Genomic DNA, 25,832 nt, shown 5'->3' with positions numbered 1-25,832 from the left:
CTCAGAGGACCTGCGCTTTGGCCTCATCGCGAGAGCTGAAGCGCTGGCGGTAATCCTGGGCGTTGATGCCGAAAACTCGCTGGAATGCACGACGGAATGTCGCCTCGCTACCCAGGCCGCAACGTAGGGCGATCCGCTTGAGCGGCCACGGGGTTTCATCCAACAGTTGTCGGGCCGCCTCCACCCGGATCCGCTCCACCGCCTTGGCCGGCGTAGTGCCGGTCTGCTCTCGGTAGTGACGCAGGAAACTGCGCTCGCTCATTCCCACCCGCTGCGCCAGCACTGCCATCGACAGATCCTGAGCGACATGTTCGGTGATCCAGGCATGCAACTGGGCAAAACCGCCGGCACGGTGCTGCAGGAACAGCGGCACACTGAACTGCGCCTGGCCGCCTGGGCGCTTGAGAAAAACCACCAGGTAGCGGGCGATTTCCAAGGCCAGCTCATGACCCAGGTCCTCTTCCACCAGGGCCAGGGCCAGGTCGATGCCGGCCGTAACCCCGGCTGAAGTCCAGATCGGCCCGTCGTTGACGAAGATCGAATCGGACTCGACCCGGACCAGGGGAAAGCGCCGGGCCAGTGCTTCGCAGCGGCTCCAGTGAGTCACGGCACGCCGACCATCGAGCAGCCCCGCGGCCGCCAGCAGAAAGGCACCATTACAGATCGACACCAACCTGCGCGCCACCAGCGCCCTCTGTCCGATCCAGCGTGGCAGGGCGCCATCCCGGCAGGCCGCCCCCACTCCCTGGCCACCGATCACCAGCAAAGTGTCGCAGGGCGACTGGACATCAGGTAATGGCAGCGGGGTGAGCTCCAGCCCCTCGGAAGACAGCAATGGTGCCTGGGCAGCGATCACAGTGACGTCATAGGCCGCGGCTTGGCCGGCGAATGCCAGCAGCTCATTGGCGGTAGCGAACACCCGCAGGGGGCCCGATAGATCGAGCATGTTCACTGCGGGAAACACCAGAAACTGAATGAGCCTGGGCGGCTGCGACATGACCTGGATACCTGGAAGGAGTTGGCGTGAATTGTCGCATTTTTGGCAAAAACGCCAAGTGCAGGCTGATTAAGGTACGTCCAGCCCGGCACCCGCCGCGGCACAATCCAAGGAACCTCAGATGCTGATCGAACCAGGAACACCTCTAAAAGTCGGGATTCTCATCGCCCCGGGGTTCGCCCTGATGGATATCGCCGGCGCCCACTCGGTGTTCGGCATGGCACCCAATACCGAACTGCATGTGCTGTGGAAGGATCGCCATCCGGTCATGGCCATGCCGGACTTCCCCTGCCATGCCAGCACGACGTTCGACGAATGCCCGCCCGACCTCGATGTGCTGGTGATAGGTGCGGTGGGCACGGCGGCGATCGAAGACCCGCAATTGATCCAGTTCCTGCGTGAACAGTGCCCACGTACCCGCTTCGTCATCTCCATCTGCGCCGGCGCCCTGCTGCTGGGCGCCGCTGGTTTCCTGGAAGGACGCCGGGCGACCACCAACCTGCACCTGACCCATACCCTGGAAGCATTCGGTGCCACGGCGGTCAGCGGTGGCGAAGTAGTGATCGACGGCCCGCTGTACAGTGCAGGCCCCGCCACCGGCTCCTTCGAGACGGCGTTGATGGTACTGGCCCGCTTGCGGGGCGAGCAGATCGCCAAGCTGTTGGAACTGACCATCGAGTACCACCCTCGCGCACCTTTCAATGTCGGCACCCCGGAGCTGGCCGGCCCCGAACTGACCCGCCAGACCCTGGAGTTGTATGCGGATTTTTTCCGCCGGAGCACCGAGACCGCCCTGAAGCACTATCGCAACGCCCTGCAACCGCAGCGCTGAGCGGTCATAAATCCATCATCCCAAGGTCACAATGACGACATGGCCCCAGCCGACACTGGGGCCATGAGCACAGCCCTGCATATCACTCTCATCACCGAGACCTTCCCGCCGGAAATCAACGGTGTGGCCAATACCCTTGGCCGCCTGTGCGATGGCCTGCGGGCCCGTGGGCATCAGGTGGAACTGGTGCGCCCGCGCCAGGGCTGCGACCAGAGCCGGCGCAGCGACGAGGCCCTGCTGCTGTGCCGGGGCTGGCCGTTGCCGGGGTATCCGGGGTTGCAGTGGGGCCAGTCGTCGATGCACAAGCTGCTGCGCCGCTGGAAACGCCAGCGCCCGGATGTGCTGTACATCGCCACCGAAGGGCCCCTTGGCTTGTCCGCACTGCGGGCGGCCAAGCGCCTGGGGATCTCGGTGGTCAGCGGCTTCCACACCAATTTCCAGCAGTACTCCAGCCAGTACGGCCTGGGCTTGCTGACGCGCTTGCTGACCCACTACCTGCGCTGGTTCCACAACCGCTCGAAACTGACCCTGGTCCCCAGCGCCAGCCAGCGCCTGGAGCTGGAGCGGCGCCACTTCGAACGCCTGTCCCTGTTGTCCCGGGGCGTCGACAGCCAGTTGTTCCACCCGGCCAAACGGGTCAATGAGCTGCGCGCCAGCTGGGGCCTGGAGCCGGATGACCTGGCGGTGATCCATGTCGGGCGCCTGGCGCCGGAAAAGAACCTGGGCCTGCTCAAGCGCTGCTTCGAACAACTGCAGGCGACCTACGTGCAGCGCAAGATGAAATTGATCGTGGTGGGCGATGGCCCGCAACGGGCCAGCCTGGAGCGCAGCCTGCCCCAAGCGCTGTTCTGCGGTAGCCAGCGCGGCGAAGCCCTGGCGGCCCATTACGCCTGCGGTGACGTGTTCCTGTTTCCCAGCCTTACCGAGACCTTCGGCAACGTGGTGCTCGAGGCCCTGGCTTCAGGCCTGGCGGTAGTGGCCTACGATCAGGCTGCGGCGGCGCAACATATCCGTCACGGCTACAACGGCGTGCTGGCGATGCCGGGTGACGAGAATGCCTTCTGCGATGCCGCCAGCTGGCTGCTGGAAGAAACCGAGACCCTGCGCCGGGTACGCCTCAACGCCCGCCAACACGCCAGCCGCCAAGGCTGGGCAACGGTGATCGAACAGTTCGAGGAGCAATTGCGCAGCGCCTGCCAAGAGGCGCCAACGGCGGCCCTCCAGGCCGTGGCCGGGGCGACCGGCCTGGTAGAGGACGACAGCGAGACGCTCGGCGTGGCGAGGGGGTTGCCCCCCTCGCCACCCGGAGCCGGTGGTTAGACCAGGGTTGTCAGCGCATCACGGCTGAACGGCAGGATTTCCTGGTCACGCCCGTCCCGGACCTTCTGCGCCCAGTCCGGATCCACCAGCAGTGCGCGGCCTACGGCCACCAGGTCGAACTCATCGTTATCCAGGCGTTGCAGCAGGTTCTCCAGGCTGGCCGGTTGCGCCACCTTGTCGGTCTTGACCATGAACTGCAGGAACTCGCCATCCAGGCCAACGCTGCCCACGGTGATGGTGGGCTTGCCGGTGAGCTTGCGGGTCCAGCCGGCCAGGTTCAGCTCGGAACCTTCGAACTCCGGCTCCCAGAAGCGCCGGGTCGAGCAGTGGAAGATATCCACGCCAGCCGCCACCAATGGCTTGAGGAAGGCTTCCAGGGCCTCTGGGGTCTCTACCAGGCGGGCCGCGTAGTCCTGCTGCTTCCACTGGGAAAAGCGCAGGATGATCGGGAAGTCCGGGCCGACGGCAGCACGCACGGCCTGGATCAGCTCGATGGCAAAACGCGAACGCTGGGCCAGGTCGCCACCATACTCGTCGGTGCGCTGGTTGCTGCCTTCCCAGAAGAACTGGTCCACCAGGTAACCGTGGGCGCCATGGATCTCCACGCCGTCCATGCCGATGCCCTGGGCATCCTTGGCGGCCTGGGCGAATGCAGCGATCACCTCCTGGATATCCTGGTGGGTCATGCCATGCACCACCACCTGGCCGTCCTTGAGTTTCTCGCACGGACCGTAGCCCGGCACGCTGGCATCCGGCTCGGTGCCCAGGCGCCGCACGTTGCCCACATGCCACAGCTGCGGGACGATCTTGCCGCCCTCGGCGTGTACCGCGTCCACCACCTTCTTCCAGCCGGCCAGTGCCGCCTCGCCGTGGAACTGCGGCACATTGGGGTAGCCGTTGGATGCCTGGTGCCCGATGGTGGTGCCTTCGGTGATGATCAGGCCGACCCCTGCCGCGGCACGCCGGCGGTAGTACTCGATGACCTTGGAATTGGGCACGCCGCCCGGCGAGAACGAGCGGGTCATCGGGGCCATCACCACACGGGTCGGCAATTCCAACGCACCCAGGCGGAAGGGTTTGAACAAGGCTTGGACAGGCATGCTGCACTCCGACAGAAAAGGACTGGAGTCGAGGATCGACGCACAAGGCCGCGCCGGGTATAGCTCCCGGCGCACTTATGATGAGGATAATATTCGTCCCCCAAGGCACTGCACAGCACTATTGATTTGAGTGATCTGGAGGCAAAAACGCCGCTATGCAGCGGCGTCGGACAGGTAGCGCGGCAGGCCGGGCGAGCGCCCGGCGCGCGGAGTCAGCTCAGGGCTTTCTCGATGGCCTGGACCACTGCGGGATCATCGGGGGCGGTGCGCGGGGAGAAACGCGCCAGTACCCGGCCATCCTTGCCCACCAGGAACTTCTCGAAGTTCCAAGTGATGTCCCCGGGAAACTCCGCACCCTCGCCTGCCAGCAGGCGGTACAACTGGTGCCGCTCCGGGCCGTTGACCTCCAGCTTGCTGCTCAGGGGGAAAGTCACCCCGTAGTTGAGGCTGCAGAATTCCTGGATCTGTTGCTCGGTCCCGGGCTCCTGCCCGGCGAACTGGTTGCAGGGCAGGCCCAGCACGTTGAAACCCTGGGCCTTGTATTGCTGGTAGAGGTTTTCCAGAGCCGCATATTGTGGCGTCAGGCCACATTTGGAAGCGACGTTGACCACCAGCACGACTTGCCCCTTGAAGGGCGCGAGCGGCAGTTCCTGACCATCCAGGGCTTTCAGTTTAAGGTCGTGAAAAGCACTCATGACGAACTCCAAATTCCCGTGTTCTTGCAGAAGACAGCCTCTCGACAGTACAGCCAAAAGCCGCAGACTAAAAAGGCGCCCGCGGGCGCCTTTCGAGTAATCCTGAGCTTAGCGCAGAAACTCAGTGGTGATGACCACCTTCGCCATGGACGTGGCCATGGGCGACTTCTTCCTGGCTGGCATCACGGATGGCAACGACCTTGACCTGGAAGTTCAGGCGCTGGCCAGCCAGTGGGTGGTTGCCATCGACGGTCACGTCGTCGCCGTCCAGGTCACGGATGGTGACGATCTGCATCTGGCCGTCCGGAGCGGAAGCGTGGAACTGCATGCCCACTTCCAGCTCGTCGACGCCTTCGAACATGCTGCGGCTCAGGGTGCTGACCAGTTCGGCAGCGTATTCGCCGTAGGCGTCTTCAGGTTCCACGGCAACCTTAAGCTCGTCACCGACCTGCTTGCCTTCCAGGGCCTTTTCCAGGCCTGGGATGATGTTACCTGCGCCGTGCAGGTAGACCAGCGGGGCGCCGCCGGCAGAGCTGTCGATGACCTCACCAGCGTCGTTGGTGAGGGTATAGTCGATGGAGACAGCCTTATTGGCGGCGATCAGCATGGGGCGAGACCTTTTGCATAAGAATGAAGAACGTCCAAGTTTAGCGAAGCAATCGCGCGAAAGCGAACGGAACCCGGACAAACGGAATATGCAGCAGCCCCCGACAATCTGCGGTTTCCATCAGGACGAGGACGGCCACTGGGTGGTCGAACTGTCGTGCGGCCACACCCAGCACCTGCGCCACCAGCCACCATGGCAGTCACGCGCCTGGGTCCTGGACCCAGCGCGGCGGGCAGAAAAAATAGGCCGGCCCTTTGCCTGTGGCTGGTGTGCGCAGGACGCCGGAAACGATAACCTTAGCCCCTGACTACCGCGGCAGACGGCCAAAGACCGTCGCCCTTGCCATGCACCCTTCGAGAATTCGCATGCAAACTTTCTTCATCGCACCCACCGATTTTGGTGTGGGCCTGACCTCCATCAGCCTCGGGCTGGTACGCACCCTGGAACGCGCCGGCCTCAAGGTCGGTTTCTTCAAGCCCATCGCCCAACCGCATCCGGGCGACACCGGCCCCGAACGCTCCACCGAGCTGGTGGCTCGCACCCACGGCCTGAAACCACCACAACCCCTGGGCCTGGCCCATGTGGAGCGGATGCTGGGCGATGGTCAGCTGGACGAGCTGCTGGAAGAAATCATCACCCTCTACCAGCAGGCGGCCATCGGCAAGGATGTACTGGTCGTGGAGGGCATGGTGCCGACCCGTGCCGCCAGCTACGCGGCCCGGGTCAACCTGCACCTGGCCAAGAGCCTGGATGCCGAGGTGATCCTGGTCTCGGCCCCGGAAAACGAAGTGCTCACCGAACTGTCCGGGCGGGTCGAGCTGCAGGCGCAGTTGTTCGGTGGCCCACGGGATCCGAAGGTGCTGGGGGTGATCCTCAACAAGGTGCGCACCGACGAAAGCATCGAGGCGTTCAGCGCCCGTCTGAAGGAACATTCGCCGCTGTTGCGCAGTGGCGACTTCCGCCTGCTGGGCTGCATTCCGTTCCAGCCTGAGCTCAATGCCCCGCGCACCCGCGACGTGGCCGACCTGATGGGCGCCCAGGTACTCAACGCCGGGGACTACGAAACCCGGCGCATGACCAAGATCATCATTTGCGCGCGCACCATGCGCAACACCGTGGAGCTGCTCAAGCCCGGAGTGCTGGTGGTGACCCCGGGCGACCGTGACGACATCATCCTCGCCGTGAGTCTCGCAGCGATCAACGGCGTACCGCTGGCCGGCCTGCTGCTGACCAGCGGCACCCTGCCCGACCCGAAGATCATGGACCTGTGCCGTGGAGCGCTGAATGCCGGCCTGCCGGTGCTGTCGGTAAGCACCGGTTCCTACGACACCGCCAACCAGCTCAACGGCCTGAACAAGGAAATCCCCATCGATGACCGCGAGCGTGCGGAAATCATCACCGACTTCGTGGCCAGTCACCTGGACGCCGACTGGCTGCACCAGCGCTGTGGCACCCCGCGGGAAATGCGCCTGTCGCCGGCGGTGTTCCGCTACCAGTTGATCCAGCGCGCCCAGCAAGCCGACAAGCGCATCGTCCTGCCCGAGGGCAGCGAGCCCCTGACCGTGCAGGCCGCCGCCATCTGCCAGGCCCGCGGCATCGCCCGCTGCGTGCTGCTGGCCAAGCCGGACGACGTCCACGCCGTGGCTCGGGCCCAGGGCATCGAGCTGCCCGAGGGCCTGGAGATCCTCGACCCGGACCTGATCCGCGAGCGATATGTCGAGCCCATGGTGGCCCTGCGCAAGAGCAAGAGCCTGAACGCGCCGATGGCCGAGCAGCAACTGGAAGACCCAGTGGTGATCGGCACCGTGATGCTGGCCCTGGACGAGGTCGACGGCCTGGTTTCCGGGCTCGTCCACTCCACCGCCAACACCATCCGCCCGGCCCTGCAATTGATCAAGACCGCGCCGGGCTGCACCCTGGTGTCCTCGGTGTTCTTCATGCTGTTTCCCGAGCAGGTGCTGGTTTACGGCGACTGCGTGATGAACCCCCACCCCAGCGCCAGCGAACTGGCGGAGATCGCCCTGCAGAGCGCCGATTCGGCAGCGGCCTTCGGCATCTCGCCACGGGTGGCGATGATCAGCTACTCCAGTGGCGACTCGGCCAGCGGCGAAGAAGTGGAGAAGGTCCGCGAGGCCACCCTGCTGGCCCATGAAGCCCAGCGCTCGCTGTTGATCGACGGCCCGTTGCAGTACGACGCCGCCGCCAACGAGAACGTCGCCCGGCAACTGGCCCCCAACAGCCAGGTCGCGGGCAAGGCCACGGTGTTCGTGTTCCCCGACCTGAACACCGGCAACACCACCCACAAGGCGGTGCAACGCAGCGCCGATTGCGTGAGCCTGGGGCCGATGCTGCAAGGCCTGCGCAAGCCGGTGAACGACCTGCCGCGCGGCGCCCAGGTTGACGATATCGTCTACACCATCGCCCTGACTGCGATCCAAGCTGCCAACCGACCCATGGATGCCTGAATGCTGGACTTTCTACCGGGTGCCGTACGCGGCACCATCGCCTCGCTGCTGCTGGCGCTCAACACTATTTTGCTGTGCTCGTTCCTGTTCTGCGTGGCGCTCTTCAAGGCCTTGCCGTTGCGCCTCACCCAGCGTTTCAGCCACTGGTTGATGAACCACACCCACGAGGCCTGGATCAGCAACAACAAGGCCTGGATGCAGCTGGTCTGCCGCACTCGCTGGCACGTGCAGGGCCTTGAAGACCTGGATTACCAGCACTCCTACCTGGTCACCAGCAACCACCAGAGCTGGGTCGATATCCTGGTGCTGCAGTACGTGCTCAACCGGCGTATCCGCCCGTTGAAGTTCTTCCTCAAGCAGGAACTGATCTGGGTGCCGGTGATCGGCCTGGCCTGGTGGGCCTTGGGCTTTCCCTTCATGAAGCGCTACTCCAAGGCCTACCTGGAAAAGCATCCGGAAAAAAAGGGCAAGGACCTGGAAACCACCCGCAAGACCTGCGCGAAATTCCGCAGCAATCCGGTAGGTATCTTCAACTTCGTCGAGGGCACGCGCTTCACCGAGGCCAAGCATGCCCAGCAGCGATCGCCATTCAAGTACCTGCTCAAGCCCAAGGCCGGCGGCATCGCCTTCGTGCTGGATGCCATGGGCGAGCAGCTGCAATCGATCGTCGACGTGAGCATCCACTATCCGGCCGGCCGCCCGGGGTTCTGGGACTTGCTCAGCGGCAAGCTCAAGGACGTGGTGGTGCGTTTCGAAGAAGTGTCGATTCCCCAGCAGTTCATCGGGCGCAACTACGAACAGGACGCGGTTTATCGGCAGGCCTTCCAGGACTGGATCAACCAGCGCTGGCAAGCCAAGGACGCGCTGCTCGAGCAGCTGCACCGGGAATATCCGGGCAAGCGATGAAGCGCCTGCAAGGGCCGCTTCGCGTTCGAACAGACACAAAAAAGCCCGCAGACAGTCACCTGTCCGCGGGCTTTTTCTTGCAGCTTGAAGCTAGAAGCTCGCCGCTGCCCTTACCTTAGATCGCGCCGCGCTTGCGCAGCAGATCCAGCACTTGCTTGACGCCCTCTTCCAGCGACACGGACTGGGTGTCGATCACCAGGTCGGCATCCAGCGGCACGTCATAGGGGAAGGACTCGCCCGGAATGTTGTCGCCACCGGCGGCATAGAGGCCCTGGGGATCACGCTGGGCGCATACGGCTGGCGAAGCCTGGACATAGACCGTCACCAGACGCTCCTTGCCGATCAGCCCCTTGACCTGCTCGCGACCTTCGGCACTGGGCGCCACGAACGCCGCCAGGGTCAACAGGCCGGCCTCGTTGAACTGACGGGCAACCTGGGCCGCACGCCGCCAGTTTTCGGTACGCCCGGCGCGATCCTGGGGCAGGCCCTTGTTCAGGTCGTGACGCAGGTTCTGGCCATCTAGGACGAACACCGCACGCCCCATGTCGAACAGCTTGCGCTCCACGGCATAGGCCAGGGTGCTCTTGCCTGCGCCCGACAGGCCGCTGAACAGCACGGTGGCCGGCTGCTGGCCGAAGCGCTGGGCACGCTCCTCGGTGGCGACATGGGCCAGCTTGCCATGCTGGGAGGCGCTGCCGTGGGCCACAGGCTGGGCGATGATCATGCCGGCGCCAACGGTGCCGTTGGTCAGGCGATCGATGACGATGAACGCGCCCGTGGTGCGGTTGCTTTCATAACCATCCAGGGCGATCGGCGCGTCGAGGCTGACCTTGACCTTACCGATCTCGTTCAGTTGCAGGGCGCTGGCTGCACCCTCTTCCAGGGTGTTCACATCGACCTTGTGAACGATGCTGGCGATCGAACCCGGCACATAGCTGGTGGCGCGCTTGATGTCGTATTTCTTGCCCGGCAGCATCGGTTCCTCGGCCATCCATACCAGCATGGCTTCGAAGTTCTCGGTCACCGGCGGCACATTGTCGGCATGCACCAACAGGTCGCCCCGGGAGATGTCGATCTCGTCCTCCATGGTCAGGGTCACGGCCTGGCCGGGACCGGCCTGCTCCAGTTCGCCTTCGAAGGTGACGATGGACTTGACCCGGCTGCTCTTGCCCGAAGGCAGCACCACCACTTCGTCGCCCTTGTGCACGATGCCGCTGGCCAGGGTGCCGGCGAAACCGCGGAAGTTCAGGTTCGGACGGTTGACGTACTGCACCGGGAAACGCAGGTCGGTGAAGTTGCGATCGCCGGAAACCTCCACGGTCTCGAGGATTTCCATCAGTGACTGGCCGGTGTACCACGGCGAACGCTCGCTGCGGTTCACTACGTTGTCGCCCTTGAGCGCCGACATCGGCACGAAGTGCAGGCTGGTGGGCTGGATCTTCAGGCCCTTGGCGAACTGCAGGTAGTCGGCCTTGATCGACTCGAACACGTCCTGGTCGAACCCCTTGAGGTCCATCTTGTTGATGGCCACGACGATGTGCTTGATCCCCAGCAGGGAAGCGATGTAGCTGTGTCGGCGGGTCTGGGTCTGCACGCCGTAGCGGGCGTCCACGAGGATGATCGCCAGGTCGCAGGTGGAGGCGCCGGTGGCCATGTTGCGGGTGTACTGCTCATGGCCCGGGGTGTCGGCGATGATGAACTTGCGCTTGGCGGTGGAGAAGTAACGGTAGGCCACGTCGATGGTGATGCCCTGCTCGCGCTCGGCCTGCAGGCCATCCACCAGCAAGGCCAGGTCGATGTCGTCACCGGTGGTGCCGACCTTCTTCGAGTCACGGGTGATGGCTTCCAGGTGATCTTCGTAGATCATCTTCGAGTCGTGCAGCAGGCGCCCGATCAGGGTGCTCTTGCCGTCATCCACGTTGCCGCAGGTAAGGAAGCGCAGCAGTTCCTTGCGTTCGTGCTGGCCCAGGTAGGCGAGGATGTCCTCGCTGATCAGATCGGATTGGTGGCTCATAGCGTTCAAGCTCCAAGCTGTAAGCTTCAAGCGGCAAGCTTGTCGGCGTACAGCTAGTCAGAAATTTTTTTGATCAAGCCGCTGAGCATCTTCGATAGCTCGCGGGTTTCTTTAATCCAATTCTCAGCCAGCGGGTTCGCGATGTAGGCAATTTCACGAGCGATAAGGATTTGAGTCCGGAGTTCGCCGCAAGAAGCTTTCGCAATCCAGAGAAAATGGACTTTCTCTCTATTGCTACGACGCTCCATGCCCTCGGCAATATTGGAAGGCACCGAAAGAACAGAGCGAGTGATCTGGTCCTTGAATCCAAAGTCCCCGCACTGCGCAAACTCTTTATAAATCCCCACCGCCAAAGCTTTGCTTCGCTGCCAAACAATCAGTTTCTCGAAATCCATGACGAGTGTTCCGATTCCGGCTCGCAACAACCGGCTGCAAGCAACAAACCACGACGTTACGCATACCGCCTTTAACTTGCTGCTTGCCGCTTGTAACTCGAAGCTTAAAAGTACCCTTGGCGTTTTTTGTCTTCCATCGAGCCTGCGCCATCGTGGTCGATGACCCGGCCCTGGCGCTCCGACGTACGGGTCAGGAGCATTTCCTGGATGATGTCGGTCAGGGTCTCGGCTTCGGACTCGACCGCGCCCGTCAACGGGTAGCAGCCCAGGGTACGGAAACGCACTTTCTTCTTGACGATGCGCGCCTTTTCCTCATCGCTGAGGTGTTCGAGGATGCGCTCATCGTCGATCATGATCAGGGTGCCGTTCTTTTCGATCACTTCACGCTCGGCGGCGAAGTACAGCGGCACGATCGGGATACCTTCCAGGTAGATGTATTGCCAGATGTCCAGCTCGGTCCAGTTGGACAGCGGGAACACACGGATCGACTCGCCCTTGTTGACCTTGCCGTTGTACACGTTCCACAGCTCGGGACGCTGGTTCTTCGGGTCCCAGCGGTGCTTGCTGTCGCGGAACGAGTAGACGCGCTCCTTGGCGCGGGACTTCTCTTCATCGCGGCGAGCCCCGCCGAACGCGGCGTCGAAGCCGTGCTTGTCCAGGGCCTGCTTGAGGCCCTCGGTCTTCATGATATCGGTGTGCTTGGCACTGCCGTGGGTGAAGGGGTTGATGCCCTGGGCCACGCCATCGGGGTTGACGTGGGTGATCAGGTCCAGGCCCATTTCCTCGACCATGCGATCGCGGAACTTGTACATCTCCTGGAATTTCCACCGGGTATCGACGTGCATCACCGGGAATGGCAGCTTGCCGGGGAAGAACGCCTTGCGGGCCAGATGCAACATCACCGCAGAGTCCTTGCCGATGGAGTACAGCATCACCGGATTGTCGAACTCGGCCGCCACCTCGCGGATGATGTGGATGCTTTCCGCCTCCAGCTGTTTCAGATGCGTCAGTTTGTCGACCATGGCTACTCACGAAAGCTTTCTTATGGACGGCCTGCGGGCCGTGTTCGAGCGGGGCATGCTAGCACAGCGGCCTTCTTCTAATCAGGGAGCCAACTAGAACGAAACGATATATGAATATACCCGCCCGTTCGCTGGTTCCGGGCCCTGCCGATGCGGCCGCAAACGGCGATCGAAACCGGCGGGGCCCACCGGGAAAGACCTGACGAAATGCCGTCAGATCGGGTTCGGGCAATCGATGAACAGGTGCTCCAGGGCGAAGCGCCGGGCCAGGTAGTCACCCAGAGCCTGCACGCCGTAACGCTCGGTGGCATGGTGGCCGGCAGCGATGAAACTGATGTCGTTCTCCCGGGCGCTGTGGAAGGTCTGTTCCGAAGCCTCGCCACTCAGGTACAGGTCGACCCCGGCCTGCACCGCCTGGTCGATGTAACCCTGGCCACCGCCGGTGCACCAGCCGACCCGGCGGATCATCTCGCTGCCTTCCACCAGCAGCGGTTCACGGCCCATCGCCTCCTGTACCCGGCGGGCGAAGTCCCGCGCAGTGACGGGCTCGTCCAGGGACCCCACCAGCCCCACGACCTTGGGGTTCTCCGGATCCAGCGGGCCTTCCACCGTGATGTCCAGTTGCCGGGCCAATTGCACGTTGTTGCCCACTTCCGGATGCAGGTCCAGGGGCAGGTGATAGGCCAGCAGGCTGATGTCATGCTTGAGCAGGGTCTTCAAGCGGCGCTGCTTCATGCCGGTGATGCAAGGGTTCTCGCCTTTCCAGAAATAGCCATGGTGGACCAGCACCAAGTCGGCCTTGGCCTCTACTGCCGCGTCCAGCAACGCCTGGCTGGCGGTGACTCCGCTGACGATGCGCATGACCTGTGGACGCCCTTCGACCTGCAGGCCATTGGGGCAATAGTCGGCGATACGCGAACTGCCCAGGTAGCGATCCGCTTCTTCTACCAGTGTGCTCAGGGCAACGGCCATGAAAGACTCCTAAATATCCCGTCCAGAGGCGCGTGCGGCCTCGTATAATGCGCGACATTATGGGGCCGTGCGCAGCCCTTCGTAACCACCCAGGACTTGCCCGATGCTCAAGGCTCTGCGTTTTTTCGGCTGGCCACTACTGGCCGGCGTGCTTATCGCGTTGTTGATTATTCAGCGTTACCCGCAATGGGTCGGCCTGCCCAGCCTGGATGTGAACCTGCAGCAAGCGCCGCAAACCACTGGTACCCAACAGGGCCCGGTGTCCTACGCCGATGCGGTGATCATCGCCGCCCCTGCGGTGGTCAACCTGTACACCACCAAGGTGATCAACCGGCCGGCCCACCCGCTGTTCGAGGACCCGCAGTTCCGACGCTTCTTCGGTGACAACCTACCCAAGCAGCAGCGCATGGAGTCGAGCCTGGGTTCCGGGGTGATCATGAGCCCCGAAGGCTACTTGCTGACCAACAACCACGTGACCTCCGGCGCCGAGCAAATCGTGGTGGCCCTCAAGGACGGCCGGGAAACCCTGGCCCGGGTCATCGGCAGCGACCCGGAAACCGACCTGGCGGTACTCAAGATCGATCTGAAGAACCTGCCCTCGATCACCGTCGGCCGCTCGGAAAACGTCCGCGTTGGCGACGTCGCCCTGGCCATCGGCAACCCGTTCGGGGTAGGCCAGACCGTGACCATGGGCATCATCAGCGCCACTGGCCGCAACCAGCTGGGCCTGAACAACTACGAAGACTTCATCCAGACCGATGCGGCGATCAACCCGGGCAACTCCGGCGGCGCCCTGGTGGACGCCAACGGCAACCTGACCGGCATCAACACCGCGATCTTCTCCAAGTCCGGCGGCTCCCAGGGCATCGGCTTCGCCATCCCGATCAAGCTGGCCATGGAAGTGATGAAGTCGATCATCGAACACGGCCAGGTCATCCGTGGCTGGCTGGGAATCGAGGTGCAGCCGCTGACCCAGGAGCTGGCGGAGTCCTTCGGGCTGGCCGGGCGCCCGGGCATCGTGGTGGCGGGGATCTTCCGCGATGGCCCGGCGCAAAAGGCCGGCATGCAACTGGGCGACGTGATCCTCAGCATCGATGGCGAACCTGCCGGCGACGGCCGCCGCTCGATGAACCAGGTGGCCCGGATCAAGCCCACCGAGAAGGTGGCGATCCAGGTCATGCGCAACGGCAAGGAACTCAAGCTGACCGCCGAGATCGGCCTGCGACCGCCTCCCGCGCCAGTCAAGGAAGAGGAATGATGTGAGCCCGGCCATGCCGGGCTAACAATATACACTCTCATTGGTCATGTTATATTGTTTCAATATCGCTATTGGAACAGCCTCATGACGCCCCGAAGAATCTTCCCCCTGGCAGGCCTGGCCCTAGGCCTGCTGGCCGATCCCGTATACGCCGAAGAACCGCAGCCGGTGGAACTGGAGACCATCCGCATCAGCGGCGAGTCCGAATCCGCCACGGGCCCGGTGAAAGGCTACCGGGCCACCCGCTCCGCCAGCGCCACCAAGACCGATACGGCGATTCGCGAGATCCCGCAGTCCATCAGCGTGATCCCCGCCAGCGTGCTCCAGGACCTGGGCAGCAGTAACGTCGAGCGGGCCCTGGACTTCGCCGGAGGCGTCTCGAAGCAGAACAACTTCGGCGGCCTGACCTTGTATGAATACAGCATCCGCGGCTTCACCACCTCGGAGTTCTACAAGGACGGCTTCAGCGCCAATCGTGGCTACCCCAGCACCCCGGACGCCGCCAGCATCGAACGCATCGAAGTGCTCAAGGGCCCGGCCGCCAGCCTCTACGGCCGCGGCGACCCCGGGGGCACGGTGAACATCGTCACCAAGAAGCCCCAGCCGCAGGCATTCACCACCCTGCGCACCAGTGCCGGTAGCTGGGATCGCTACCGCACCGAACTGGACCTCAACACCCCGCTGGATGCCCAGAGCAACCTGCTGTCGCGGGTCAACCTGGCGGTGGAGGACAACCACAGCTTTCGCGACCACGTCGACAGTCGCCGGGTGTTCGTCGCCCCCTCCTTGAGCTGGCAGTTGAACCCGGATACCAGCCTGCTGCTGGAAAGCGAGTTCGTTCGCCACAGCTCGACCTTCGACCGCGGCATCGTCGCCCCCGGCAACCGCTGGAATGGCGTCTCGCGCTCGACCTTTCTCGGCGAGCCCAGCGACGGCAACATCGACAACCACAACAGCATGCTTCAGGCCACCCTGGAACATCACCTCGACGACAACTGGAAGCTGCGCCTGGCCAGCCACTACAAGGAGGGCAAACTGTGGGGCTTCGCCTCGGAAACCCGCCCCTTGAATGCCGACCGGCATACCGTCGACCGGCGCTACCGCGAGCGCGACAATAACTGGCACGACAGCATCACCCAGCTGGAACTGCGCGGCCTGTTCGACCTCGGCAGTTGGCAGCATGAGCTGCTGATCGGTAGCGAATACGAGAACTACCGCAAGAACGAGCGGGTCACCGCCATTGCTGGCAGCCCCTATGCCATCGATATCTACAACCCGGTCTACGGCCAGGCCAAGCCCGACGGCAAGCGCTCCGGCACTGACTTTTTCGAGCACGTCGAAAGCCACGCCTTGAACCTCCAGGACCAGATCGTCTTCAGCGAACGCCTGAGCGGCATGCTGGGCGCGCGTTTCGAACATTTCGAGCAACGGATCGACGACCACGCCACCGGCAAGCGCAGCCGCCAGAACCACGACGCCCTGACCCAACGCGCCGGGCTCCTGTATCAACTGACTCCGCAGTTCGGCCTGTTCGCCAACGCCTCCACCTCGTTCAAGCCCAACAATGGGGTGGATGCTGCCGGCAAGACCTTCAAACCCGAGGAAGGCGTCGGTTATGAAGTGGGGATCAAGAGCGAGCTGTTCGACGAACGCCTGAGCGCCACTCTTGCCGCCTTCCACATCGACAAGGAAAACGTCCTGGCCCTGGATCCCGGCACCGATTCCAGCCGCGCCATGGGCAAGGCCCGCAGCCAGGGCTTCGATTTGCAATTCAGTGGGCAGTTGACCGACACGGTACGGGTGATTGGCGCTTATGCGCTGATCGATGCCGAAGTCACCAAGGGCGACCAGGCAATTCCCGCCGGCAGCCGCATTCTCGGGGTCGCCAAGCACAGTGGCAGCCTGCTGGGAGTCTATGAATTCCAGGACGGTCGCCTCAAGGGCTCGGATATCGGCGCGGCCCTGACCTATGTCGGCGACCGTTCGGGCGAGGCCGGAGGCCGCTTCGAACTTCCCGCCTACCGTACCCTGGACCTGCTGGCCCACTACAAGGCCAGCGACAACCTGACCCTGGGCCTGAACCTGAACAACCTGTTCGACGAGAAGTACTACGAGCGCTCCTACAGCAACTACTGGGTCACCCCGGGAGAACCGCGCAACTTCACCGTCAGCCTGACACTCAACCTGTAGAAGGGAACCACCATGCAATCGATGCAAACCATTGTCCTGCTGGGCCTGCTCGGCACCCTGGGCACCACCCAAGCCGTGGCCCATGGCCTGTGGACCGAACAGCGACGCGGCAACATCGAGGTGGTGTACGGCCATGGCGCCGAGGATGATGCCTTCAAGCCGCGCAAGATCAGCGGCGCCTGGGCCTATGACAGCCTGGGAAGGATGATCCCGGTGACGGTGCAACGCCTTGCCGATCACGCCCGGCTGCAACCGCTCAAGCCTCCAGCTGTGCTGGCGGTCGCCCTGGACAACGGGCCCTGGTCGCAAACCGCCGACAAACAGTGGATCAACCAGGGACGTAGCCAGGTGCCTGGCGCCATCGCCTCGACCCATACCTTCAAGTACAGCCTGGCGATCTATCAGCCCGGAGCGAAGCTGCCCAGCCTCGATCAGCTCAAGCTGGTGATCGCGCCCGAGACCGATCCGCTGTTGGTGGGCCCCGGCAAGAGCCTGCCGGTACGGGTCCTGCTCGACGGCCAGCCGGCGGCGGGAGTGAAGCTGGTGGGAGATTACCGCAATGCACCCAATACCCTGAGCACCGAGACCGATGCCCAGGGCCGCGCCCAGGTACTGGTGCGCAACGAGGGCTTGAACGTGATCGCCGCGCAGGTCGAGGTGCCGCTCAAGGACAACCCCGACGCGGCCTCCCGCGGCCTGTTCAGCTCCCTGACCTTCCTGGGACAACCGCACCACGAATAAGCGCAGCCGCAGGCTGCAGTGGCAAAGCGGCAAGCCTTTAGCTGCAAGCGAGAAGCCCCAGGCACATGCTCAGGGCTTCCAGCTTGCCGCTTAGAGCTGCCCCAATCCGTCGACCAGGGCCTGGTTCTGCTCCGGCGTGCCGATGCTGATCCGCAGGAACTGGGCGATCCGCTGCTGCTTGAAGTGACGCACGATCACGCCTTGCTCCCGCAGCTTGGCTGCCAGGCCCGCGGCATCGTGTTGCGGGTGGCGGGCAAAGATGAAGTTGGCCGCCGAAGGCAGCACTTCGAAACCCTTGGCCTGCAACTGCGCCACCAGCCATTCGCGACTTTCAATTACCTGCTGGCACGTCTTCTGGAAGTACTCGCGATCTTCGAAAGCCGCGGCCGCACCGACGATCGCCAGGCGATCCAGGGGGTAGGAGTTGAAGCTGTTCTTGACCCGTTCCAGGGCCTCGATCAGGTCCGGATGCCCTACCGCCAGGCCCACCCGCAAACCCGCCAGAGAACGGGACTTGGACAGGGTCTGGGTCACCAGCAGGTTCGGGTAGCGATCCACCAGGCTGATGGCGGTCTGACCACCGAAATCGATGTAGGCCTCATCCACGACCACCACCGAATCGGGGCTGGCCTTGAGGACCTGCTCCACCGCCTCCAGGGCCAACAGGCAACCGGTAGGCGCATTCGGGTTGGGGAAAATGATGCCGCCATTGGGCTTGGCGTAGTCGGCCACGCGGATCTGGAATTGCTTGTCCAGCGGCACCGCCTCGAAATCGATGCCATACAGGCCGCAATACACCGGATAGAAGCTGTAGCTGATGTCCGGGAACAGCAGCGGCAGGTCCTGTTGCAGCAGGCCATGGAAGATGTGCGCCAGGACTTCGTCGGAACCGTTGCCGAGGAACACCTGGTTGGCCTGCACCCCGTAGTAGCTGGCCACCGACTGCTTGAGCAGGTCGCTGTTGGGATCGGGGTACAGCCGCAGGTTGTCGTTGAGCTCGGCCTGCATCGCGGCCAGGGCCTTGGGCGACGGGCCATAGGGATTTTCGTTGGTGTTGAGCTTGACCAGCTTGGTCAGCTTGGGTTGTTCGCCCGGTACGTAGGGCACCAGGTTCTTGACGAACGGACTCCAGAATTTGCTCATGCTCATTGCCCCTGATCTTGGTCGTCGACGATACGGTATTCAGCGCTGCGGGCGTGGGCGGTCAGCGACTCGCCACGGGCCAGCACCGAGGCCGTACGGCCCAGTTCGGATGCGCCCTGCTCGGAACAGAAGATGATCGACGAGCGCTTCTGGAAGTCATACACCCCCAGCGGCGAGGAAAAACGCGCGGTGCCGGAAGTCGGCAGCACGTGGTTCGGGCCGGCGCAGTAGTCGCCCAAGGCCTCCGAAGTGTGGCGGCCCATGAAGATCGCCCCGGCGTGGCGGATCTGCGGCAACCAGGCTTGCGGGTCGGCCACCGACAGCTCCAGGTGCTCGGGGGCGATGCGGTTGGCCACCTCGATGGCTTGCTGCATGTCGCGGACCTGGATCAGCGCACCCCGGCCATTGATCGAGGTGTTGATGATCTCGGCCCGCTCCATGGTCGGTAGCAGCTTGGCGATGCTGGCGGCTACCCGATCGAGGAACTCGGCATCCGGGCTGACCAGGATCGCCTGGGCATCCTCATCATGCTCGGCCTGGGAAAACAGATCCATGGCGATCCAGTCCGGATCGGTCTGGCCATCGCACACCACCAGGATCTCCGAGGGGCCGGCGATCATGTCGATACCGACCTGGCCGAATACATGCCGCTTGGCGGTGGCCACATAGATGTTGCCCGGACCGACGATCTTGTCCACCTGGGGCACGCTCTGGGTGCCATAAGCCAGCGCGGCCACGGCCTGGGCGCCACCGATGGTGAACACCCGGTCGACCCCGGCGATGCAAGCGGCGGCCAGCACCAGCTCGTTGACCTCGCCACGAGGAGTCGGCACCACCATCACCACCTCGGAGACGCCGGCAACTTTCGCCGGGATGGCGTTCATCAGCACCGACGACGGATACGACGCCTTGCCACCCGGCACATACAGGCCGGCGCGGTCCAGGGGCGTAACCTTCTGGCCAAGCACGGTGCCATCGGCCTCGGTGTACTGCCAGGAGTCCTGCTTCTGCCGCTCATGGTAGACGCGCACGCGGTTGGCGGCCTTTTCCAGGGCCTCGCGCTGTACCGGGGTGATGCGGGTCAGGGCCAGCTCCAGGCGGGCACGGTCGAGGATCAGGTCATCGATGGCCTTGGCCTGGACGCCATCGAAACGCTGGGTGAACTCCACCAGCGCCGCGTCACCGCGCTCGCGCACGGCCTTGATGATGTCGAGCACACGCTGGTTGACCGCGTCGTCGGACACGCTTTCCCAGCTCAGCAGATGATCCAGATGTCGGGCGAAATCCGCATCGGCAGCGTTGAGTCGGCGAATTGCAGTGGGAGCGGTCATAGCGAAGGCCTCATTGATTGGCGAATGCACAAAAGGACAAGCTTGGTTTTGCATGACTCAGGCGCCGCAAGACTACCAGGCCATCCGCGTGGGCACCTGAGCATGCTGGGTATGACGCGGATAGATGGGCGCGGCTCGGGGGCCACGCATGTGAGTCAGCCGCGGTGTCGCGATTCCACTGCCTTGCGCAGGGTATCGATGAGCAACTGGATGCGGGCGTGCTGCATCTTCATGGATGCCTTGTTGACCACCAGGCGGGAGCTGATGGTAGCGATCAGTTCCTGGGGTTCCAGGCCATTGGCTCGCAGGGTATTGCCGGTATCGACCACGTCGATGATCTTGTCCGCCAGGCCGATCAGCGGTGCCAGCTCCATGGAACCATAGAGCTTGATGATGTCCACCTGGCGACCCTGCTCGGCGTAGTAGCGCTTGGCCACGTTGACGAACTTGGTGGCGATCCGCAGGCGGCCCTTGGGCTCCTGGGCACCGATGGCGCCGGCAGTCATCAACTTGCACTTGGCGATCTGCAGGTCCAGCGGCTCGTACAGGCCCTGGCTGCCGTACTCCATCAGGACGTCCTTGCCGGCCACCCCGAGATCAGCGGCGCCATGCTCGACATAGGTCGGCACGTCGGTGGCACGCACGATCAGCAGGCGTACATCGTCCTGGGTCGTGGGGATGATCAGTTTGCGGCTCTTGTCCGGATTCTCGGTTGGCACGATGCCCGCTTCAGCCAGAAGCGGCAGCGTGTCGTCGAGGATACGGCCCTTGGACAGTGCGATGGTCAACATGAGTAACGTAAGTCCTTATGCGGCGACTGATGCCCGGACGCAAACGGCGCCAGACATGCGTCGAGCCTGAAGACAGGCTCGACGTGGAACAAGAATCTGTGGCACCTCCCTGTGCCCACGGCAGGCTAGCCCGGTACGCGGCGGATCTTCGCGCCCAGCATCTGCAGCTTCTCTTCGATGCATTCGTAGCCACGGTCGATGTGGTAGATGCGATCGATCAGGGTATCGCCTTCGGCCATCAGGGCCGAAATCACCAGGCTGGCCGAAGCCCGCAGGTCGGTGGCCATCACTGGCGCGCCCTTGAGCAGGTCGGCGCCGGTGACGATGGCGGTGTTGCCTTCGACCTGGATCTTGGCGCCCATGCGGTGCAACTCGTACACGTGCATGAAGCGGTTCTCGAAGATGGTCTCGATCACCGCGCCAGTACCCTCGGCAATCGCGTTCAGGGAAATGAACTGCGCCTGCATGTCGGTCGGGAACGCTGGGTATGGAGCGGTACGCACGTTGACCGCCTTGGGGCGCTTGCCGTGCATGTCGAGCTCGATCCAGTCGCCGCCGGTGGTGACTTCGGCGCCCGCTTCCTTGAGTTTTTCCAATACGGCTTCAAGGATGGTCGGATCGGTATCCTTGACCTTGACCCGACCACCGGTAACGGCGGCGGCCACCAGGTAGGTGCCGGTCTCGATACGGTCAGGCATGACCTTGTAGGTGGCCGAGTGCAGGCGCTCGACGCCATCGATGGTGATGGTGTCGGTGCCAGCGCCGGAGATCTTCGCACCCATGGCGATCAGGAAGTTCGCCAGGTCGACGACTTCGGGTTCGCGGGCGGCGTTCTGCAGCACGCTGCGGCCCTTGGCCAGGGCAGCGGCCATCATGATGTTCTCGGTACCGGTCACGCTCACGGTATCGAAGAAGAAGTTCGCGCCACGCAGGCCGCCTTCGGGGGCACGGGCCTTGATGTAGCCGCCTTCGACGTCGATCTGCGCGCCCATGGCTTCCAGGCCGCGGATGTGCAGGTCCACCGGACGCGAGCCGATGGCACAGCCGCCAGGCAAGGCCACTTCGGCTTCACCGAAGCGCGCGACCATCGGGCCCAGCACCAGGATCGAGGCACGCATGGTCTTGACCAGCTCGTAAGGCGCCACCAGGGTCTTGATGGTGCGCGGGTCGATCTCGACGCTGAGTTTCTCGTCGATCACAGGCTCGATGCCCATGCGACCGAACAGCTCGATCATGGTGGTGATGTCGTGCAGGTGCGGCAGGTTGGCCACGGTGACCGGGCCATCGCACAGCAGGGTTGCCGCCAGGATAGGCAGCGCGGAGTTCTTGGCCCCGGAAATGCGGATCTCGCCATCGAGGCGAGCACCGCCGGTAATAATCAATTTATCCATAAGAGTCTCGACGCCCTTGGGCTCAGGTGCGCTCGGCCCAGGCCGCGCGGCTGAAAAATTTCATGGTGATCGCGTGGATGCTGCCATTGGCAATCCATGGATTCAAATGGGCATAGATGCTCTGCTGACGCTTAACCGGGCTCAAGGCCGACAGTTCGTCGCTAATCACGTTCAGCTGAAAGTTGCAGCCTTCGCCCTCAACTTCTACCTGAGTTCCGGGCAGCTTTCCCTCGAGAAAGCTCTTCACTTCGTTGGCCTGCATGCTCAACCTCAATCGGCGCCCTGTGCGCGCGGGTCGGACATCATACAAAAAAGCCCCGCGCCTGCGAACCCCGCATAAGCAGGACTCTGACGGGGGGCTTTGCGTGACCCTGTGGCGACTAGGGCTGCGCGAGGATCTCGGTCACCCCGGACACCTCGGCGATTTCCTTCATGCCGTCCGGAAGCGCATGCACGCTCACGGCCTTGCCCAGCGCCTGGGCGTCACGCATGAAGGCCAGCAACAAGGCCAGGCCGACACTGCTGGAGCGCTCTACCGCCGAGCAGTCGAGCACCAGCGCCGAGGCCTGGCTCGACTTGATCAGCGCCTGACCCTGCTTGCGCAGGCCCGGGCCGCTGCGATAGTCCAGCACGCCGCTGATCAACAGCTCCCCGGCGGTACCGAGGCGTACGCCCGCCTCGCTCATTGCTCGGCCTTTGGCGCGGCGTTGTCGGTAGCTTCCTTGGCCTTGGCCACTTCGCCGGCCCAGCCATCGATGGTCTTGTCCAGGTTGTTGCCGTTGCGCTGCATGGCATCGGCGAATTGATCGCGGAACAGCTTGCCGATATTGATGCCATTGATGATCACGTTACGAATTTTCCACTCGCCGCTGATCTTCTCCAGGGTGTAGGACACCGGGTAGATCGCCCCGTTGTTGCCCTTGACCTGCATGTCGACGCTAGTACGGGTACCGCTTTCATCCTTGGGAGGAGAAATGGTGATGCCCTGGTTGTTGTATTCCAGCAGCGCGTTGCCATAGAACTGGATCAGGCTGCGCTTGAAGTTCTCCTGGAAGCGCGCCATCTGCTCCGGGGTGGCCTTGCGCGAATACTTCACGGTCATGATGCTGCGGGAGATGCCATCGGCATCCACCGCCGGGCCGACAATGCCGTTCAGGGAGTTGTAGAAGTCGTTCGGGCTTTGCTTGTACTTCTCTTTATTGGCGGCAAGATCGGCCAGCAGGCGGTTGGTAGTGTCCTGCACCAGGTCATGGGCGGAGGTCGGGCTCGCCGCATTGGCCAGCAACGGCAGCGCAGCGAGCAGCACCAGCAGGCCACGTCGCAAGATAGAAATCATCGAAAAACTCCTCATTTGGCGTCTTTGCTAACGGTATTGAGCAGGAATTTACCGATCAGGTCTTCCAATACCAGCGACGACTGAGTGTCGTGGATGGTTCCACCATCCTTGAGCAGGGCCTCTTCCCCACCCACGCTGATACCGATGTATTTCTCACCCAACAGGCCAGCAGTCAGGATAGATGCAGTGGAGTCGGTCGGCAGGTTATCCACGCGCTTTTCCAGTTGCATCGTCACCCGGCCAGTGAAGCTGTCGCGGTCCAGATCGATTGCCGTGACCTTGCCGATGGTCACCCCGGCCATGGTCACCTTAGCTCTGACCGTCAAACCGGCGATATTGTCGAAATAGGCATAAAGTTTATAAGTATCGGTGCTCGCGGTCGGAGACAAGCCACTGACCCGCAGGGCAAGCAACAGCAAAGCCAGGATGCCGGCCAGCAGGAAAAGGCCGACACCGATTTCCAGGGTGCGGTTTTGCATCAGAAATCTCCAAACATCAAGGCGGTCAGAATAAAGTCCAAGCCCAGTACGGCCAACGAGGCGTACACCACGGTCTTGGTAGTGGCACGGCTGATCCCCTCTGAGGTGGGCTCACAGTCGTAGCCTTGGAATACGGCGATCCAGGTCACTACAAAGGCGAAGACGATGCTCTTGATCACGCCATTGAGCACGTCACTACTGAAATTCACGCTGTTCTGCATGTTCGCCCAGTAGGAGCCTTCATAGACCCCCAGCCAGTCGACGGCCACCCACGAGCCCCCCCAGATACCCACCACGCAGAAAATCATGGCCAGCAAGGGCAAGGAGATGAAACCGGCCCATAGGCGCGGGGCGATGATGTACTTGAGCGGATCGACACCGATCATCTCCAGGCTGGAGAGCTGCTCGGTGGATTTCATGTTGCCGATCTCGGCGGTCAGTGCCGAACCGGCGCGCCCGGCGAACAGCAGCGCGGTGACTACCGGCCCCAGCTCGCGCAGCAGGGTCAGGGCGACCATCTGGCCTACCGCCTGCTCCGAACCGTAGCTGGAGAGGATGTTGAAGCCCTGCAGCGCCAGCACCATGCCGATGAAGATCCCCGACACGACGATAATCACCAGGGACATGACGCCCACTGAATGCAGTTGCTTGACCAACAGGCCGAAACCACCGCCGATGCTGCCGCGACCGAGCAGCGCATGGAACAGGAACAGGGTGGAACGCCCCAGTACCGCCAGGACATCGATGCCTGAGCGACCGAAGAGACGAATCCTCTCGATTAGCGATATCTTGCGCATCAGCGCTTCCCCAGAAGATCTGCGCGGTAGTCCGGCGCTGGAAAGTGAAACGGTACCGGGCCGTCGGGATCGCCCTTCATGAATTGCCGGATACGCGGATTGTCGGAGTCCATCAACTCGGCAGGAGTTCCCTGGCCCAACACCTGGCCATCACCCACTACATAGAGGTAGTCGGCGATGCTCGCGGTTTCCGCCAGGTCATGGGACACCACGATGCTGGTGATGCCCAGGGCATCGTTGAGCAGGCGAATCAGGCGCACCAACACCCCCATCGCGATCGGGTCCTGGCCCACGAAAGGCTCGTCGTACATGAGGATCTGCGGATCCAGGGCGATGGCCCGGGCCAGGGCGACCCGGCGCTTCATGCCGCCTGAAAGTTCGTCGGGCATGAGGTCGACGGCCCCACGCAGCCCCACTGCCTGCAGCTTGAGCAGGACAATGTCACGAATCATTTCGTCAGGCAGCTGGGTGTGCACCCGCAGCGGAAAGGCCACGTTCTCGAAGACATCCAGGTCGGTGAACAGCGCACCGCTCTGGAACAGCACGCCCATCTGCTTGCGAGCATCGAACAGATCGCTGCGCGAGAGCGTCGGCAGGTTCTGGCCATTGACCCAGACCTCGCCGCTGCTGGGCCGCAACTGCATGCCCATCAAGCGCAGCAGGGTAGTTTTCCCACAGCCGGAAGGCCCCATGATGCCGGTGACCTTGCCCCGCGGAATACGGATATCCACGTTATTGAATATGCTGCGCGCACCGCGCTTGAAGGAAACGCCCTTCAGCTCGACCGCGTAAGCGTTGTCGGCACTCATCTAAACTCCTTGCGATGCAGCCTAACACTCGGACGCTAGGCTCTCTCCCGAGAGCACGTGCCCCTGGGCAGGCCGAACTGGCGGCGAACTATATCACTGCTGATGCAGAGCCCCCAAGGCCGAAGCCATGACCGTTCAGGTATAGGACAGGCAAAATCGCCGGATTCTCTGCGCAAGTAGACAAAGGCTGACGAACTTGCGTGAGGGATTCGATCATTACCGTTATAATCGCCGCCTTTTC

Annotated in this window: 26 protein-coding genes; 8 read left to right on the top strand and 18 right to left on the bottom strand. The window is 63.0% G+C overall.

Going from position 1 to position 25,832, the window contains the following annotated elements; all coding sequences use genetic code 11:
• Position 1: 1 nt before the first annotated feature.
• A complete protein-coding gene (locus C4K40_RS04850) occupies positions 2-997 on the bottom strand; it encodes a GlxA family transcriptional regulator (protein ID WP_053134169.1) in 996 nt (331 codons plus the stop codon).
• A gap of 121 nt (positions 998-1,118) precedes the next feature.
• Between C4K40_RS04850 and C4K40_RS04845 the strand changes: the two genes are divergently transcribed.
• A complete protein-coding gene (locus tag C4K40_RS04845; protein WP_022642349.1) occupies positions 1,119-1,829 on the top strand; it encodes a DJ-1/PfpI family protein in 711 nt (236 codons plus the stop codon).
• Between the two features lie 39 nt (positions 1,830-1,868).
• On the top strand, positions 1,869-3,149 hold the full coding sequence (locus C4K40_RS04840) for a glycosyltransferase family 1 protein (protein WP_053134166.1): 1,281 nt from the start codon (positions 1,869-1,871) through the stop codon (positions 3,147-3,149).
• Here C4K40_RS04840 and C4K40_RS04835 read toward each other — a convergent pair.
• From C4K40_RS04835 to C4K40_RS04825, 3 genes are all read right to left on the bottom strand, one after another.
• The gene (locus C4K40_RS04835; protein WP_053134164.1) at positions 3,146-4,249 is read right to left on the bottom strand and encodes an NADH:flavin oxidoreductase; all 1,104 of its coding nucleotides are present in this window, start codon (positions 4,247-4,249) and stop codon (positions 3,146-3,148) included. The genes C4K40_RS04840 and C4K40_RS04835 overlap by 4 nt on opposite strands.
• 212 nt (positions 4,250-4,461) lie before the next feature.
• Positions 4,462-4,944, bottom strand: coding sequence for a glutathione peroxidase (locus C4K40_RS04830; protein ID WP_053134161.1), 483 nt, complete (start codon positions 4,942-4,944; stop codon positions 4,462-4,464).
• A 121-nt stretch (positions 4,945-5,065) separates the two neighbouring features.
• Entirely contained in the window at positions 5,066-5,551 is a 486-nt protein-coding gene (locus C4K40_RS04825) for a peptidylprolyl isomerase (protein ID WP_022642345.1), read from the bottom strand.
• Here C4K40_RS04825 and C4K40_RS04820 point away from each other — a divergent pair.
• From C4K40_RS04820 to C4K40_RS04810, 3 genes are read left to right on the top strand one after another with little or no spacing between them, the layout of a single operon-like run.
• On the top strand, positions 5,520-5,858 hold the full coding sequence (locus C4K40_RS04820; RefSeq protein WP_083456939.1) for a DUF3565 domain-containing protein: 339 nt from the start codon (positions 5,520-5,522) through the stop codon (positions 5,856-5,858). The two genes, C4K40_RS04825 and C4K40_RS04820, sit on opposite strands and share 32 nt — an antisense overlap.
• Before the next feature lie 58 nt (positions 5,859-5,916).
• Entirely contained in the window at positions 5,917-8,016 is a 2,100-nt protein-coding gene (gene pta, locus C4K40_RS04815; RefSeq protein ID WP_022642344.1) for a phosphate acetyltransferase, read from the top strand.
• Entirely contained in the window at positions 8,017-8,922 is a 906-nt protein-coding gene (locus tag C4K40_RS04810; RefSeq protein ID WP_053134156.1) for an acyltransferase, read from the top strand.
• 115 nt (positions 8,923-9,037) lie between these two features.
• Here C4K40_RS04810 and cysN read toward each other — a convergent pair whose 3' ends face one another.
• The 4 genes from cysN to C4K40_RS04790 all read right to left on the bottom strand — a co-directional run bounded on the left by cysN (position 9,038) and on the right by C4K40_RS04790 (position 13,325).
• The gene (cysN, locus tag C4K40_RS04805; RefSeq protein ID WP_053134153.1) at positions 9,038-10,936 is read right to left on the bottom strand and encodes a sulfate adenylyltransferase subunit CysN; all 1,899 of its coding nucleotides are present in this window, start codon (positions 10,934-10,936) and stop codon (positions 9,038-9,040) included.
• Positions 10,937-10,989: 53 nt separating this feature from the next.
• A complete protein-coding gene (locus tag C4K40_RS04800) occupies positions 10,990-11,331 on the bottom strand; it encodes a four helix bundle protein (RefSeq protein ID WP_022642341.1) in 342 nt (113 codons plus the stop codon).
• 104 nt (positions 11,332-11,435) lie between these two features.
• On the bottom strand, positions 11,436-12,353 hold the full coding sequence (cysD, locus tag C4K40_RS04795; protein WP_022642340.1) for a sulfate adenylyltransferase subunit CysD: 918 nt from the start codon (positions 12,351-12,353) through the stop codon (positions 11,436-11,438).
• Positions 12,354-12,566: 213 nt separating this feature from the next.
• On the bottom strand, positions 12,567-13,325 hold the full coding sequence (locus tag C4K40_RS04790; RefSeq protein WP_022642339.1) for a Nif3-like dinuclear metal center hexameric protein: 759 nt from the start codon (positions 13,323-13,325) through the stop codon (positions 12,567-12,569).
• Between the two features lie 103 nt (positions 13,326-13,428).
• On the opposite strand from C4K40_RS04790, the gene algW reads away from it, so the two are divergent.
• From algW to C4K40_RS04775, 3 genes are all read left to right on the top strand, one after another.
• The gene (gene algW / locus C4K40_RS04785; protein ID WP_022642338.1) at positions 13,429-14,583 is read left to right on the top strand and encodes a Do family serine endopeptidase AlgW; all 1,155 of its coding nucleotides are present in this window, start codon (positions 13,429-13,431) and stop codon (positions 14,581-14,583) included.
• Positions 14,584-14,667: 84 nt separating this feature from the next.
• Positions 14,668-16,773 carry a TonB-dependent siderophore receptor gene (locus tag C4K40_RS04780; RefSeq protein WP_053134150.1) on the top strand — a complete coding sequence of 702 codons (2,106 nt, stop codon included), beginning with the start codon at positions 14,668-14,670 and terminating at the stop codon, positions 16,771-16,773.
• A gap of 21 nt (positions 16,774-16,794) precedes the next feature.
• Positions 16,795-17,514 carry a DUF4198 domain-containing protein gene (locus tag C4K40_RS04775; protein ID WP_053134546.1) on the top strand — a complete coding sequence of 240 codons (720 nt, stop codon included), beginning with the start codon at positions 16,795-16,797 and terminating at the stop codon, positions 17,512-17,514.
• A gap of 90 nt (positions 17,515-17,604) precedes the next feature.
• Here the strand turns inward: C4K40_RS04775 and hisC are convergent, their stop codons facing one another.
• From hisC to C4K40_RS04725, 10 genes are all read right to left on the bottom strand, one after another.
• Positions 17,605-18,657, bottom strand: coding sequence for a histidinol-phosphate transaminase (gene hisC, locus C4K40_RS04770; protein ID WP_053134148.1), 1,053 nt, complete (start codon positions 18,655-18,657; stop codon positions 17,605-17,607).
• Between the two features lie 2 nt (positions 18,658-18,659).
• The gene (gene hisD, locus C4K40_RS04765; RefSeq protein ID WP_022642335.1) at positions 18,660-19,988 is read right to left on the bottom strand and encodes a histidinol dehydrogenase; all 1,329 of its coding nucleotides are present in this window, start codon (positions 19,986-19,988) and stop codon (positions 18,660-18,662) included.
• Between the two features lie 155 nt (positions 19,989-20,143).
• Positions 20,144-20,779, bottom strand: coding sequence for an ATP phosphoribosyltransferase (hisG, locus tag C4K40_RS04760; protein WP_053134145.1), 636 nt, complete (start codon positions 20,777-20,779; stop codon positions 20,144-20,146).
• A 125-nt stretch (positions 20,780-20,904) separates the two neighbouring features.
• A complete protein-coding gene (murA, locus tag C4K40_RS04755; RefSeq protein ID WP_053134143.1) occupies positions 20,905-22,170 on the bottom strand; it encodes a UDP-N-acetylglucosamine 1-carboxyvinyltransferase in 1,266 nt (421 codons plus the stop codon).
• A gap of 22 nt (positions 22,171-22,192) precedes the next feature.
• Positions 22,193-22,432, bottom strand: a complete 240-nt coding sequence (locus C4K40_RS04750; RefSeq protein ID WP_022642333.1) for a BolA family protein — start codon at positions 22,430-22,432, stop codon at positions 22,193-22,195.
• Between the two features lie 118 nt (positions 22,433-22,550).
• Entirely contained in the window at positions 22,551-22,856 is a 306-nt protein-coding gene (locus C4K40_RS04745) for a lipid asymmetry maintenance protein MlaB (RefSeq protein ID WP_022642332.1), read from the bottom strand.
• Positions 22,853-23,506, bottom strand: coding sequence for a phospholipid-binding protein MlaC (locus tag C4K40_RS04740; RefSeq protein ID WP_022642331.1), 654 nt, complete (start codon positions 23,504-23,506; stop codon positions 22,853-22,855). The genes C4K40_RS04745 and C4K40_RS04740 overlap by 4 nt, the downstream gene beginning before the upstream one ends.
• An 11-nt stretch (positions 23,507-23,517) precedes the next feature.
• Positions 23,518-23,985 (bottom strand): outer membrane lipid asymmetry maintenance protein MlaD, encoded by a 468-nt coding sequence (gene mlaD, locus C4K40_RS04735; RefSeq protein WP_011059277.1) that lies wholly within the window; start codon positions 23,983-23,985, stop codon positions 23,518-23,520.
• On the bottom strand, positions 23,985-24,782 hold the full coding sequence (mlaE, locus tag C4K40_RS04730; RefSeq protein WP_022642330.1) for a lipid asymmetry maintenance ABC transporter permease subunit MlaE: 798 nt from the start codon (positions 24,780-24,782) through the stop codon (positions 23,985-23,987). Before mlaE ends, mlaD begins: the two co-directional genes overlap by 1 nt.
• Complete coding sequence (locus C4K40_RS04725) at positions 24,782-25,591, bottom strand: ATP-binding cassette domain-containing protein (protein ID WP_022642329.1); 810 nt, start codon at positions 25,589-25,591, stop codon at positions 24,782-24,784. Before C4K40_RS04725 ends, mlaE begins: the two co-directional genes overlap by 1 nt.
• Between the last annotated feature and the right edge of the window lie 241 nt (positions 25,592-25,832).

The organism is Pseudomonas sp. CMR5c (assembly GCF_003850545.1).
Taxonomy (GTDB): Bacteria; Pseudomonadota; Gammaproteobacteria; order Pseudomonadales; family Pseudomonadaceae; genus Aquipseudomonas; species Aquipseudomonas piscis.
The sequence above is the reverse complement of the archived record's forward strand: the minus strand, read 5'-3'. Positions and strand labels throughout refer to the sequence as shown.

What these genes read in the sequence shown, in the direction of transcription:
- C4K40_RS04850 (WP_053134169.1), bottom strand. Translation starts at nt 997, where the DNA reads ATGTCGCAGCCGCCCAGGCTCATTCAGTTTCTGGTGTTTCCCGCAGTG.
- C4K40_RS04845 (WP_022642349.1), top strand. Translation starts at nt 1,119, where the DNA reads ATGCTGATCGAACCAGGAACACCTCTAAAAGTCGGGATTCTCATCGCC.
- C4K40_RS04840 (WP_053134166.1), top strand. Translation starts at nt 1,869, where the DNA reads ATGGCCCCAGCCGACACTGGGGCCATGAGCACAGCCCTGCATATCACT.
- C4K40_RS04835 (WP_053134164.1), bottom strand. Translation starts at nt 4,249, where the DNA reads ATGCCTGTCCAAGCCTTGTTCAAACCCTTCCGCCTGGGTGCGTTGGAA.
- C4K40_RS04830 (WP_053134161.1), bottom strand. Translation starts at nt 4,944, where the DNA reads ATGAGTGCTTTTCACGACCTTAAACTGAAAGCCCTGGATGGTCAGGAA.
- C4K40_RS04820 (WP_083456939.1), top strand. Translation starts at nt 5,520, where the DNA reads ATGGAGACAGCCTTATTGGCGGCGATCAGCATGGGGCGAGACCTTTTG.
- C4K40_RS04825 (WP_022642345.1), bottom strand. Translation starts at nt 5,551, where the DNA reads ATGCTGATCGCCGCCAATAAGGCTGTCTCCATCGACTATACCCTCACC.
- pta (WP_022642344.1), top strand. Translation starts at nt 5,917, where the DNA reads ATGCAAACTTTCTTCATCGCACCCACCGATTTTGGTGTGGGCCTGACC.
- C4K40_RS04810 (WP_053134156.1), top strand. Translation starts at nt 8,017, where the DNA reads ATGCTGGACTTTCTACCGGGTGCCGTACGCGGCACCATCGCCTCGCTG.
- cysN (WP_053134153.1), bottom strand. Translation starts at nt 10,936, where the DNA reads ATGAGCCACCAATCCGATCTGATCAGCGAGGACATCCTCGCCTACCTG.
- C4K40_RS04800 (WP_022642341.1), bottom strand. Translation starts at nt 11,331, where the DNA reads ATGGATTTCGAGAAACTGATTGTTTGGCAGCGAAGCAAAGCTTTGGCG.
- cysD (WP_022642340.1), bottom strand. Translation starts at nt 12,353, where the DNA reads ATGGTCGACAAACTGACGCATCTGAAACAGCTGGAGGCGGAAAGCATC.
- C4K40_RS04790 (WP_022642339.1), bottom strand. Translation starts at nt 13,325, where the DNA reads ATGGCCGTTGCCCTGAGCACACTGGTAGAAGAAGCGGATCGCTACCTG.
- algW (WP_022642338.1), top strand. Translation starts at nt 13,429, where the DNA reads ATGCTCAAGGCTCTGCGTTTTTTCGGCTGGCCACTACTGGCCGGCGTG.
- C4K40_RS04780 (WP_053134150.1), top strand. Translation starts at nt 14,668, where the DNA reads ATGACGCCCCGAAGAATCTTCCCCCTGGCAGGCCTGGCCCTAGGCCTG.
- C4K40_RS04775 (WP_053134546.1), top strand. Translation starts at nt 16,795, where the DNA reads ATGCAAACCATTGTCCTGCTGGGCCTGCTCGGCACCCTGGGCACCACC.
- hisC (WP_053134148.1), bottom strand. Translation starts at nt 18,657, where the DNA reads ATGAGCAAATTCTGGAGTCCGTTCGTCAAGAACCTGGTGCCCTACGTA.
- hisD (WP_022642335.1), bottom strand. Translation starts at nt 19,988, where the DNA reads ATGACCGCTCCCACTGCAATTCGCCGACTCAACGCTGCCGATGCGGAT.
- hisG (WP_053134145.1), bottom strand. Translation starts at nt 20,779, where the DNA reads ATGTTGACCATCGCACTGTCCAAGGGCCGTATCCTCGACGACACGCTG.
- murA (WP_053134143.1), bottom strand. Translation starts at nt 22,170, where the DNA reads ATGGATAAATTGATTATTACCGGCGGTGCTCGCCTCGATGGCGAGATC.
- C4K40_RS04750 (WP_022642333.1), bottom strand. Translation starts at nt 22,432, where the DNA reads ATGCAGGCCAACGAAGTGAAGAGCTTTCTCGAGGGAAAGCTGCCCGGA.
- C4K40_RS04745 (WP_022642332.1), bottom strand. Translation starts at nt 22,856, where the DNA reads ATGAGCGAGGCGGGCGTACGCCTCGGTACCGCCGGGGAGCTGTTGATC.
- C4K40_RS04740 (WP_022642331.1), bottom strand. Translation starts at nt 23,506, where the DNA reads ATGATTTCTATCTTGCGACGTGGCCTGCTGGTGCTGCTCGCTGCGCTG.
- mlaD (WP_011059277.1), bottom strand. Translation starts at nt 23,985, where the DNA reads ATGCAAAACCGCACCCTGGAAATCGGTGTCGGCCTTTTCCTGCTGGCC.
- mlaE (WP_022642330.1), bottom strand. Translation starts at nt 24,782, where the DNA reads ATGCGCAAGATATCGCTAATCGAGAGGATTCGTCTCTTCGGTCGCTCA.
- C4K40_RS04725 (WP_022642329.1), bottom strand. Translation starts at nt 25,591, where the DNA reads ATGAGTGCCGACAACGCTTACGCGGTCGAGCTGAAGGGCGTTTCCTTC.